Source organism: Arachidicoccus sp. BS20, assembly GCF_001659705.1.
Taxonomy (GTDB): domain Bacteria; phylum Bacteroidota; class Bacteroidia; order Chitinophagales; family Chitinophagaceae; genus Arachidicoccus.
The window spans coordinates 3336715-3349335 of record NZ_CP015971.1; the positions used below are offsets into that span (position 1 = coordinate 3336715).

Genomic DNA, 12621 nt, shown 5'->3' on the forward strand with positions numbered 1-12621 from the left:
AAATAAAAATTATACTGATGAAATATTCTAATAAAATAAACGGATGGTGGCTACCATTTTTATTAATGGCTTTTGTAATGATATCATCTTGCAAAAAATTTCTTGATAAGACACCATTGTCAAACATTACGCCAGATGATTATCTGAATGATGAATCCCAACTATCTGCGTATGTTCTTGGGCAATATCCGTCCGTTCTTCCCGGAATTGCCAATTATTCATTTGGTTCATTTGGCATTGATGCCAATACAGATAATATGTCGGGAATGAGTATGGATAATAAATATGCTCCGGGCTTGTGGCTGGTTGGTGCAACCGGTGGAGATTGGGATTTTACTACTATCTATCAGTTGAATTATTTTCTTGAAACAGTATTGCCGAAATGGACAAGTGGAAAAATTACGGGAGATGCTGACAATATTAAACATGATATTGGTGAAATATACTTTCTCAGAGCATATGTGTATTTCAATAAGTTGCAGGCGTTGGGAGACTTCCCGATATTGAGAACAACCTTGCCCGACAACAAAGATACTTTGACAGTAGAAAGCAAAAGGCAGCCATGCTCTGAAGTAGCGCGTTTTATTCTTTCTGATTTAGACTCGGCTATTACATTGTTGAAAGATGTTTCTCCTGACGGGAAAAAGAACAGGATTTCAAAAGCCTGTGCGGAGTTGTTTAAGTCCCGGGTGGCTTTATATGAAGGAACATGGTTGAAATACTTTAAAGGTACGGCTTTTGTGCCGAATGGTCCCAATTGGCCCGGCGCCGGTAAAGATTATAATGCAAATTACCAGTTTCAATCCGGTAGTATTGACAATGAAATACAATATTTTCTCGGAGAAGCAATGTCGGCGGCGAAATTGGTTGCCGATGCAGTTCCTTTAGTTTCCAACACAGGTATTATACAATCGCCCAATAATGAAAATCCCTATTTCAGTATGTTTGGAGCCGTCGATATGTCAGGTTATGGCGAAGTACTACTTTGGAGACAATACAGCAAGGCGCTTGGACTCACTCACAATGTGCAAGTGTATGAAGAGTTAGGAAATGACGGAATAGGAACTACAAGAAGTATGGTGGAAAGTTTTTTAATGTCTAACGGATTACCGATTTATGCTGCCGGAAGCGGGTATCAGGGAGATGATTCTATTCAATCTGTAAAAATAGGCAGAGACGATAGACTGCAATTATTTTTAAAGCAACCGGGAGATACCAATGTTTTGCTGAATACTACAGCGGGCGACCATGCTACTGTAATTGAACCTATTCCGGAAATTTGGGTGTCAAGCGCCGAACAAAAATACACCACAGGTTATGCCATCAGGAAAGGTCTTAATTATGATGGCGCTCAGGCAGGAAACGGGCAAGGATATACAGGTTTAATTATATTTAGGGCAGTTGAAGCATACTTGAATTACATAGAAGCCTGCTACGAAAAGAACGGGTCTTTGGATGGGGATGCCAGAAATTATTGGACACAAATACGGGAAAGGGCTAAGGTAAGCACAGACGTTGATAAAACAATTGCCGCTACGAATATGTCTGAAGAGACCGGCGACTGGGGAGCCTATTCTGCAGGGAAATTAATAGACCCTACTTTATACAATATCCGGCGAGAACGGCGTGATGAACTGATGGCTGAAGGGCTTCGTTTTATGGATTTAAAACGTTGGAGGGCATTAGACCAGTTGATTACTACGCCTGCGCATATCGAAGGATTTAAGTTATGGGGGCCAATGAAAAATTGGTATACAAGCAGCGAACTTGTTTATGGCGCAAGTAATTCGGCGGCAGTTGTTTCCGACCCCGCGTTAAGTCCATATTTAAGGCCTTATGAAATACTTGGAAATTCAACCGGTTATAATGGTGTGAAGTGGACGATGGCGCATTACTTAAGTCCGATTGCCGCAGAACATTTTACTATAACAGCCCAGGGAGACGACCTCTCTACATCGCCCATTTATCAGAATCCGGGATGGTCAACGCAGGCTGGAACAGGAGCAACCGATTAAGAATACATGTATGCCATATTGGATGCATGGACTTATTTGTATATAAAGAGCAATATTCGTGTTTTAATTGATAAAAAAGTGGAAGCCGGATTCCTATGGCAATCCTATCTTAGAGCTATGTTAAACAGATATATTTTTACAGTTTTTGCCTTGCTGTTTGCAGGCGTTCTTTATTCTTTCAGCCATAACGGGAAGGATGGTTATAAACTCGTTTGGGCTGATGAATTTAATAAAGAGGGCGCGCCCGATTCTTCGGTATGGAGTTATGAAAAAGGCTTTGTGCGCAATCATGAAGATCAATGGTACCGGTCCGAAAATGCGTATTGTAAAGATGGAAAACTGGTAATTGAGGCAAAGCGGGTACATATCCCGAATCCGAATTACAAAGAGGGAAGCAGCAATTGGAAAAGTAACAGGCAATGGATAAACTATACATCTGCAAGTCTTAACACGCGTGTGCATAAAAGCTGGCAGTACGGCAGGTTTGTAATGCGTGCAAGATTTGACACATCGGGTGGCTTATGGCCTGCATTCTGGACGCTTGGCGTTAGCAAGCCTTGGCCTTCAAATGGCGAAATTGACATTATGGAATACTATCGTGAACATCTTTTGGCGAACATCGCATGCGGAACAAACAAGCCGTCGGTTGCCAAATGGTACAGCAACAGAAGGCTCATCAGTTCTTTCAACACAAAAGATTGGAGCAATAAATTTCATGTATGGCGGATGGATTGGGATAAGAAAGAAATAAGATTGTATGTGGATGATATTTTAATGAACAAAGTACCGTTGGACAGTTTATACAATCCCGATGGAAGCAATCCGTTTATGCAGCCGCATTATATTTTGCTCAATCTTGCAATCGGCGGGGACAATGGCGGAAGCCCCGACGAAACTATATTTCCGAAGCGGTACGAAATAGATTATGTCAGAGTTTATCAGAAAGAATAAATATGTATCTTTCTCTTTAATTCCGATTTTTTCGGTAAGGCTGTTTATAAAGAATAACAGAGAAGAGGCAAACCGGAATTTCAGCTATTCGGAAAAGCTTTGTTTTTAAAAAATGTAATAGTATAAATGATATATATGCGAAAAATATTTTTACTGAATGCGCTTTTGCTGTTGTGTGTCTGCAGTCTTTCGGCGCAGCAAACAACAAACGAACGTAGCGAATGGTTGCAAATGCTCGATAAAATCGCGCGTCCTGTTTTTTATAATTTGGCAAACGATGAGCTGAAAGAAAAAATGCCTGTGGAAATTTCGCCCGTCAGCGACAACCCTAAAGGAAGAATTGCCGACCAGTATCTCGAAGCATTGGGAAGAACATTGAGCGGCATTGCGCCTTGGCTGCAATCAGATGGCGGATCTGCAGAAGAAACAAAGCTGAGAGCACAATATAGAACTTGGGCAATCAAAGCGATTGCCAATGCAACAGATTCTACCAAAAAAGATTACATGGTTTGGGACAAAGGCGGGCAGCCTGTAGTGGACGCTTCTTATCTCGCGTTGGGATTAATTCGTTGTCCCTGGTTATGGGAGCATTTGGACGATGCCGTAAAGAATAATGTGGTTCATTGTTTAACGCTTACAAGAAAAATCATTCCTGTTTACAGCAATTGGATTTTGTTCAGCGGCATGATAGAGGCATTTTTTTGTAAGTATGGTTACGACTATGAACCATTGAGAATTGAGTACGGCGTGCGGGAATTTATGCAGCATTGGTACGTAGGCGACGGCATGTTTTCCGACGGAATGAATTTTCATCTTGATTATTACAACAGTTACGTGATTCAACCTTTCTTAAAAGAAATTATTGATATTGTTAATGCAAAAACGGGCAGGTACAAATGGGAACAACAACGCCTCGCCGCCATCAACAATCGTTATTCGCAGATACAGGAACGTTCCATAAATTCAGACGGAAGTTTTCCTGCATTCGGCAGGTCAATTGTTTATCGCTGCGGCGCGTTTCATCATTTGGCGAATATGGCATTGCATGAACAATTGCCGAAAAATTTGAGCGCCGGACAAGTGCGCGAAGCCTTGAATGCCGTAATGAAAAAAACATTGACGGCGCAAGGAACATTTGACAAAAACGGATGGCTCGTCATTGGTCTTGACGGAAATCAACCCGGACAGGCAGATGTGTATAATACACAAGGCAGCTTGTATTTGTGCACGGAAATTTTTCTACCGTTGGGCTTGTCGCCGGGCGCACCTTTTTGGTCGGAGCCTGCAAAAGATTGGTCTGAAAAAGCAATATGGAACGAAGAAGATTATTCCGGCGACCATGCATTGGATTTAAGATAATTGTATATTTAACAATTAAAAAGTTAATAATGAATATAAAAATGAAATGTCTGTTCTTCTGTTTGCTGTTTTTATTCGCAATGACTTGTTTTTATGGTCATGCGCAAACAGCAAAGTATAACCAATTTCATGTAGGCGAAATTTGGCTTGATATCAATGGCGACACCATCAATGCACACGGAGGAAACATTGTGTATTACAACAAAACGTATTATTGGTTCGGAGAGAAAAGAAATGCACACCAGTCATTAGGTGTAAATGTATATTCATCCAAGGATTTATACAATTGGAAACCGGAAGGGCTTGCGTTGGCACATTCCGATGATACTACAAGCGATATCGCCTGGGGTGGCATTATGGAACGGCCGAAAGTGATTTTTAACCGAAAGACTAAAAAGTTCGTTATGTGGTTTCATGTAGAAGTAAGAGGCAAAGGTTATGGCGCGGCAAAAGTGGGTGTTGCCGTCAGCGACCGCATCACGGGACCTTATAAATTTGTCCGCAGTTTTCGTCCCAACGGCAATATGTCGCGCGATATGACGGTTTATGTGGATGATGACGGAAGTGCTTATGAGATTTATTCTTCCAGAGAAAATTATGATATGCGTATTGTAAAGCTGACTGATGATTATTTAAATGTAACTGCAAAAGACTCATTGCTTTTTTCTGCACATCGCGAAGCACCTGCCATTTTCAAATACAACAAAAAATATTATCTTATTACAAGTGCCTGCACGGGTTGGGCATCCAACAAAGCGATTATGCGCGTTGCCGATAATTTGTATGGCGAATGGAAAATCGTTGGCAATCCTATGCGCGGTAAAGACAGCAACATCACATTTGGCGGGCAGTCCGCATTTATTTTTCCGTTGCCGAAAAAGAAAAACAGTTTCATTTACGTAGGCGATAAATGGAATCCGAGAAATCTTGAAGACAGCCGCTATCATTTTCTTCCGATAGAATTTTCAGGCGATGATGTTCACATCGATTGGTATGATACGTGGAATCTTGATGTCTTTAATAAAAAATAAAATTTCATTAATATTTAAAAACTTGATTTTGAAAAATAATGTTGGTTGAGATTTCTCCTCGTTCCTCGTCGAAATACGGCGCGGATGTTTTAAATGTTTTGCATATCAGCAGATAAATTAATAAAATCAAAGACTACATCGTTTCGAGCGAAGCGAGAAATCTCAAAACTTTTTATATAAAATTTGAAGACGAACTGAATAATTTATTTTTATGAAAAAAATCCTCTTAGCATTCACTTTTATTTGCACGTCTGTGTTTGTTTATTCACAGGAAACGGCAACGGTTTCCGCAAACATTGCTGATGCCAAAACCATCATCAATCGTAACATTTACGGAATGTTTTCCGAACATCTCGGGCGCGGTATCTATGACGGTTTTTGGACGGACAGTTCTGTGACCGTAAAGAAACAAGACCGTATTCGTTTGGACGTTGTGGATGCGCTTCGCGAAATTCATATTCCCAATTTGCGTTGGCCCGGCGGCTGCTTTGCGGATGAATATCATTGGATGGATGGTATTGGTGCGCCGGCGAAGAGACCGAAAATGGTCAATACCAATTGGGGCGGCGTTACGGAAGATAACAGCTTCGGCACGCACGAGTTCATGGAGCTGTGCAAGCTCTTGCACACGCAGCCTTATATTTCGGGAAACATGGGAAGCGGCACGGTACAGGAAATGTCGCAGTGGGTGGAATACCTGAACTTCGACGGCATCAGTCCTATGACGGAATTAAGAAAAAAGAATGGGCAAAGTAAACCCTGGGATGTGTCTTTTTTCGGCATAGGTAATGAAAGCTGGGGCTGCGGCGGCAACATGAAACCCGAATATTATGCCGATTTGTACCGCCGCTATGCCACATTTACCAAGAGTTATAAAAATGCGCCTTTAAAAAGAATTGCCAGCGGTGCCGGCGATGAAAATTATCATTGGACGGATGTTCTGATGAGAGAAATTCCGCACAATATGATGTGGGGATTAAGCCTTCATTATTACACCATTCCTACGGGAAACTGGGGACACAAAGGCTCTGCAACAGCGTTTGATGAAAAAGAATATTTCAACACCATGAAGAATTGCTTGAAGATGGAAGAGTTGGTTACCAAACATTCTGCCATCATGGACAAGTACGACCCGCAGAAAAAAGTGGCTTTAGTGGTTGATGAATGGGGCGTGTGGACAGACGCGGAACCCGGAACAAATCCGGCTTTTCTGGAGCAGCAAAACAGCCTGCGCGATGCGCTGATTGCCGCAACAACTTTAAATATTTTCAATAATCATGCGGATAGGGTAAGAATGGCAAACCTCGCGCAAACCGTGAATGTGCTGCAATCGTTGATTCTTACAAAAGGAAATGCGATGTTGCTTACGCCCACTTATTACGTGTTTGATATGTATAAAGTACATCAAAACGCAAAGCTCATTCCGCTGCAGCTTTCAACACCCGGATATAAAATGAATGACGACAGCATTCCGGCAGTAAATGCTTCGGCATCGCTGGATTCAACAGGAACCATCCATATTACATTGGTAAACTTAGATGCGGAGCATGACATAACCGTAAGCGCAAATGTTGATGGAAAAAATTATAATTCTATTAAAGGACAAATACTCGATGCCGATAAAGTAACCGACATCAATACATTTAACGATAAAAATAAAGTTGTAACGAAAGTCTTTGTTGGTGCGAAAAAACAAGGCAATCAACTGGAAGTTACTTTGCCTAAACACAGTGTTGTGTTGTTGAGTTTGAGATAATTTAATCGCCATGAGGCGATAGAATATTCGTGTGAAGCGAAGACGCTTCACACAGCAGTCGAACGATTGCTCTTAATTTATAATGATTTAAAAATGAAACCGAGCATGATAATTTTTCTCACACAGGGAAATGTATAAGCAAGGTTCCATCCGACAATTAAAAAACAATAAAAAATATACGGATGAATAAAAAATCAGTCATACTAATTTTCCTGTTGTTAAGTAATGCGATTTCTTTTGCGCAATCGCCGTTGCTCACTGATGTTCCAAACCGTGTAACCACGAGCCTTAACGGCAAATGGCAATATATTGTTGATCCTTATGAAACGGGCTTTTACGATTATCGTTATAAAGAGTTGAATGAAAAAAATCCTGCGGCATATTGGAATTTAGATGAACCTAAAAATAAAACAGACTTAAAAGAGTTTGGTTATAACGATAAATATAGTTTGAAAGTTCCCGGCGATTGGAATCATCAGGACAAGCAATTCATTTATTACGAAGGAACGGTTTGGTACAAGAAATCTTTTGATTATAAAAAGAAAGAAAGGAATGATAAAGTGTTTTTGTATTTCGGTGCGGTCAATTACCGTGCGGATGTGTATCTCAACGGAAAAAAATTAGGAATGCACGAAGGCGGTTTCACGCCGTTTGATTTTGAAATTCCCGATAGCGTTTTGAAAGAAAAAAACAATTACCTCATCGTTCGTGTAAACAATACGCGCCACAAAGACGATGTGCCTACGTTGAATACCGATTGGTGGAATTACGGCGGTATCACGCGCAGCGTTTTATTAATTGAAGAGCCGCAAACTTTTGTGCAGGACTTTTTTATTCATTTGAAAAAAGAAAAACCGGGTAGCGTTCCGTCCGATAAAAATGCAAAAGTTGAAGGATGGATTGAATTGAATCAAAAGCCTGGAATGACCGAAAACACTGAGGTTTCCATTCCCGAACTGGTTTTTAAAAAAACATTTACTATAACTACACAAAAAACAAATATCAGTTTTACGCTTCCGAAAATTCAACTCTGGTCGCCCGAACATCCGAAATTATACGAGGTAATTATCACAACAAAAACGGATACGCTGAAAGATAAAATAGGTTTCCGGACGGTTGAAGCATACAACCGGCAAGTGTTGCTGAACGGCAAACCCATTTTTATGCGCGGCATTGCTATTCACGAAGAAATTCCACAAGACGTTCGTCGCGCATGGAGCAGGCAAGATGTGTTGCAATTACTCAATCAGGCAAAAGAACTGAACTGCAATATGGTTCGCCTCGCGCATTACCCGCACGATGAAAGCATGACAAGGCTTGCAGATTCTTTGGGCATACTGGTGTGGTCGGAAATTCCTGTATACTGGACAATCGATTTTAAAAACAAAGAAGTTTACAACAAAGCCGAAGCGCAATTAAAAGAAATGATTACGCGCGACCATAACCGCGCCAGCATCATTATTTGGTCGGTAGGCAATGAAACGCCTGTGAGTGAAGTGCGCACCGGTTTTATGCACTCATTAATTAATTGTGCGCATGGTTTGGACAGTACACGCATGGTTTCCGCTGCGCTGGAAGTAAACTATAATTCGGGAAAAAATATCAATGAAATTGACGACCCGCTCGGCGCTTATGTGGATTTGGTTTCCTTCAACGAATATCTCGGCTGGTACGGCGGAATGCCTGATAAATGCAGAACAACAAATTGGGCAACGCCTTACAATAAACCTTTGTTCATCAGCGAAACAGGTGCAGGTGCGAAGTATGGTTTTCATGCTGATTCGCTTACACGGTTCAGCGAAGAATACCAGACTTGGTATTACCGGGAACAAATAAAAATGTTGTGCAGAATGCCGGATAATTGGGTAGGAATGTCGCCCTGGATAATGGCGGATTTTCGTTCGCCCAAGCGCAACAATCCTTTGTACCAGGATGGCTGGAACCGCAAAGGTTTGTATGATGATAAGGGCAATAAGAAAGAAGCGTTTTACATTCTTCAAAAATTTTATAAAGACATTCAATTACACGGCAGACCAGGCGTTCAGTAGAATGAATAATTAAAAATTTATAAGCATGAACATGAATGTAAAATAGGATAACGCCTGCCCGTCATTGGCTTCGCCGAATTTACATTTCCCGCGGAAGCAGGAATCTCTTGTCGTGCGGAAATGATTTTTGCCAGGAGATGCCGAAACAAGTTTGGCATGACGACAATCGTTTCCATACTAATTAAAACATTATCAAAAACGAAGAGAACAAAAAATATTAAATCATTTTTCAGATAAAAATCACACGGATGAAATTCAACCACATCAGGCATTTCGCACCATTTTTATTTTTTTGCTACGCATTATGCACTTCATTTTACTCATGCAAAACGCAACACAAAGTGCAACATACTTTTGCTCTTGGCGATTCTGTTTTCTTGTTAGATGGCAAGCCTTTTCAAATTATTTCCGGCGAAATGCACTACCCGCGCATTCCGCGCGAAGCATGGCGCACGCGCATGAAAGCCGCAAAGGCAATGGGTTTGAACACCATCAGCACGTATGTGTTCTGGAACGTGAATGAACCCGAAAAAGGTAAGTTCGATTTTACCGGAAATAATGATGTGGCGGCTTTCGTGAAAGCCGCGCAGGACGAGGATTTGTGGGTTATTCTTCGTCCAAGTCCGTATGTGTGCGCCGAGTGGGAATACGGCGGTTATCCTTACTGGCTGCAAAATGAAAAAGGGCTTGTTGTGCGCAGCAAGGAAAAGCAATATCTCGAAGAATATAAAAAATATATTGACGAAGTTGGCAAGCAATTAGCGCCTTTGCAAATCAATCACGGCGGCAATATTCTGATGGTGCAGATTGAGAATGAATACGGCTCCTACGGCAGCGATAAAGATTATTTGGCTTTGAATGAAAAAATGTTCCGCGACGCCGGCTTCGACGGATTGCTTTATACCTGTGACCCTCCTGCGGATTTGAAAAAAGGATATTTGCCCGGCTTATTGCCTGCAGTCAATGGTTTGGACAACCCGCAAGCGGTAAAAGATACGGTAAGAAAATACCACAACGGCAAAGGTCCGTTTATGATTGCGGAATGGTATCCTGCATGGTTCGACTGGTGGGGCGCGCCGCATCATACCGTGCCTGCAGAAGGTTATGCTATGAAACTGGATGCAGTATTGAAAGCAGGACTGTCTATCAATATGTATATGTTTCACGGCGGCACTACGCGAGGATTTATGAACGGTGCAAATTATAAAGACAACACGCCTTATGAACCGCAGATAAGCAGCTATGATTATGATGCACCATTGGACGAAGCTGGTAATCCTACAAAGAAATTTTTTGCTTTCCGTTCAGTAATAGAAAAGCATTTACCGAAAGACGAAAAGTTGCCGCCTGTGCCTGCGACCAAGCCTACGATGGAAATCAATAATATTCATTTCGATAGCGTTGTTTCTATCCGCAACATTCTTCCGAAACCAACGAAAAGCGTACATCCTTTGACGTTTGAAGCTCTGCACCAGGCTTATGGTTTTGTACTTTATAGAACAATTGTTGATGGTGGAAAAAGTGGTTTACTAAAGATAAAAGACCTGCGCGACTACGCAGTCATTATGATTAACGGAGAGCGGAAAGGCTTGCTGGACAGGCGTTTGAAACAAGACAGCCTGGAAATATCATTGCCCGCAGGAAAAGATACATTGGATATTTTAGTGGAAAATCTGGGACGAATAAATTTTGGTAAGTACTTGTTACAGAATTTCAAAGGCATTACAAAAACCGTTTTGTTTAATGGAAAAGAATTGGATAATTGGGAACAATATTGTCTTCCGTTCGATGATATTCATTCCATTCATTTCAACAAGAATTTTGTACAAGGTAATATTCCTGTTTTGCGCAAAGGTTCATTTGTTTTAGACAGCGTTGCCGATACTTATCTCGATATGAGCAAATGGGGAAAAGGTGTTGTGTGGGTAAACGGTCATAATCTTGGAAGATATTGGTATGTGGGTCCGCAGCAAACGATTTACCTGCCTGCGGAATGGTTGAAAAACGGAAAGAATGAAATTGAAGTATTAGAACTATTGAAGCCGGAACAAGATAAATTAGAAGGTATAAAAATGCCGGTATTAGACAAATTGCAATAAGAATCACACTATATAATTAAAAATAAGAGCCTGTTTAAAATTATGAATAAACTTAATAAGGTGTTGAAAAATTGGTACTGAAGCAATAAGATATTAAGAAGCTATCGCTGCTTGCAAGAATAGTTGTACTAATTGTGAATCATCACAAACTCAATCAGTATGACAAATTACTCGAGCAATGTAAGCGATAGCGGATGGCAAATTATATCAAAATATCTGAATACGGCAAGATGCCGTAAATATGATTTAAGAGAAGTATGGAATGCCTTGATGTATGTGGTAAAAACAGGTTGTCAATGGCGGATGCTTCCGCACGATTTTCCACGTTGGGAAATAGTGTATTATTACTATCGTAAGTGGATTAATGAAGAGTTGAATGATTTGATATTGGAAAAATTGCGCAGCATAATCAGGGTCAGAAAAGGTCAGAAAGCTCGAGCGACATTAGCCATTATGGACAGTCAGAGTGTGCGTTGGGGCAATAATCGTTCTTTTAAAAGTTATGACGGCAATAAGAAAGTGAAAGGCATCAAACGGCACGTGGTTGTGGATAAGAATGGCTTTTTGCTGGCAGTTATGGTAACGGTGGCACACATTCATGACAGCAAAGCTGTAATTTGGTTAATGCGTGTATTAAAAGAATATTTTCACGGTATTAAAGTCATCCTTGCCGACGGAGGGTATCGCGGAGATATTGTGGATGACGTTAAAAATAAATTCGGGTATTTGTTGAAAATTGTCATGGGCAAGCAACCGCCGGACAAATCTTTCAAACCCGTTCTAAAAGATGGATTATAGAAAGAACATTCTCTTGGTTTGATAATGACAGAAGATTATGTCGCAATTACGAACTACTAATGGAATCTTCCGAAGAAATCGTCAAACTATCCGCCATAAAACTTTTGGCAAATAAAATTTAAACAGGTTCTTAGTATCTCATTTCTTAAAAACTAAATCCAAAAATTATGAAAAAGACAATTGTAATTTGTTTAGGACTTTTGTTACTTATTGGCTTTACTTCAATGAAAAGCAGTGATTATAAAGCCGAAGCGGTCGGATTAAACCCCTTCTTAATAAATGCAACGATTAGTAATTCAACCAGTGAGCATGTTTTTATTCAAAGCTCGGGATTTACGACAATTGATGTGCCTCTCCACCAAACAAAACAGACGCAATTTGCATTTTCAAACTTTAACCTTTTTATGCTCCCAACTGCATCAGGAACTCCGTCATTTTCGTACTCGGATAATTCCGGGAATAGCGGAGCATTGAATGTGGGTAACAGTTGGGATGTGAATTTATCAATAAGTACAAGCTCTTCGTATAGTCTAATGATAACCGAAGATTAAGATAAATTACTAA

Annotated in this window: 10 protein-coding genes; all 10 read left to right on the forward strand. The window is 40.6% G+C overall.

Annotated elements, in window-relative coordinates; translation table 11 throughout:
- The first annotated feature begins 17 nt into the window (after positions 1-17).
- Positions 18-2015: a RagB/SusD family nutrient uptake outer membrane protein gene (locus A9P82_RS14455; protein WP_066209019.1), complete on the forward strand. Its 1998-nt coding sequence runs from the start codon at positions 18-20 to the stop codon at positions 2013-2015.
- Between the two features lie 6 nt (positions 2016-2021).
- Positions 2022-2966: a glycoside hydrolase family 16 protein gene (locus A9P82_RS14460; protein ID WP_231891171.1), complete on the forward strand. Its 945-nt coding sequence runs from the start codon at positions 2022-2024 to the stop codon at positions 2964-2966.
- 135 nt (positions 2967-3101) lie between these two features.
- A complete protein-coding gene (locus A9P82_RS14465) occupies positions 3102-4325 on the forward strand; it encodes a DUF2264 domain-containing protein (RefSeq protein WP_066209977.1) in 1224 nt (407 codons plus the stop codon).
- Positions 4326-4354: 29 nt separating this feature from the next.
- Positions 4355-5356: a glycoside hydrolase family 43 protein gene (locus A9P82_RS14470; protein WP_066209021.1), complete on the forward strand. Its 1002-nt coding sequence runs from the start codon at positions 4355-4357 to the stop codon at positions 5354-5356.
- A gap of 211 nt (positions 5357-5567) precedes the next feature.
- The gene (locus A9P82_RS14475) at positions 5568-7112 is read left to right on the forward strand and encodes an alpha-N-arabinofuranosidase (RefSeq protein WP_066209023.1); all 1545 of its coding nucleotides are present in this window, start codon (positions 5568-5570) and stop codon (positions 7110-7112) included.
- Positions 7113-7294: 182 nt separating this feature from the next.
- Positions 7295-9160 carry a glycoside hydrolase family 2 protein gene (locus A9P82_RS14480; protein ID WP_066209025.1) on the forward strand — a complete coding sequence of 622 codons (1866 nt, stop codon included), beginning with the start codon at positions 7295-7297 and terminating at the stop codon, positions 9158-9160.
- 341 nt (positions 9161-9501) lie between these two features.
- Positions 9502-11259, forward strand: a complete 1758-nt coding sequence (locus A9P82_RS14485; protein WP_231891172.1) for a glycoside hydrolase family 35 protein — start codon at positions 9502-9504, stop codon at positions 11257-11259.
- A gap of 159 nt (positions 11260-11418) precedes the next feature.
- The gene (locus A9P82_RS14490) at positions 11419-12057 is read left to right on the forward strand and encodes an IS5 family transposase (protein ID WP_197492187.1); all 639 of its coding nucleotides are present in this window, start codon (positions 11419-11421) and stop codon (positions 12055-12057) included.
- Entirely contained in the window at positions 12024-12179 is a 156-nt protein-coding gene (locus A9P82_RS15890; RefSeq protein WP_456263921.1) for a transposase, read from the forward strand. The genes A9P82_RS14490 and A9P82_RS15890 overlap by 34 nt, the downstream gene beginning before the upstream one ends.
- A 45-nt stretch (positions 12180-12224) precedes the next feature.
- Entirely contained in the window at positions 12225-12608 is a 384-nt protein-coding gene (locus A9P82_RS14495; protein WP_066209029.1) for a hypothetical protein, read from the forward strand.
- Positions 12609-12621: the final 13 nt, after the last annotated feature.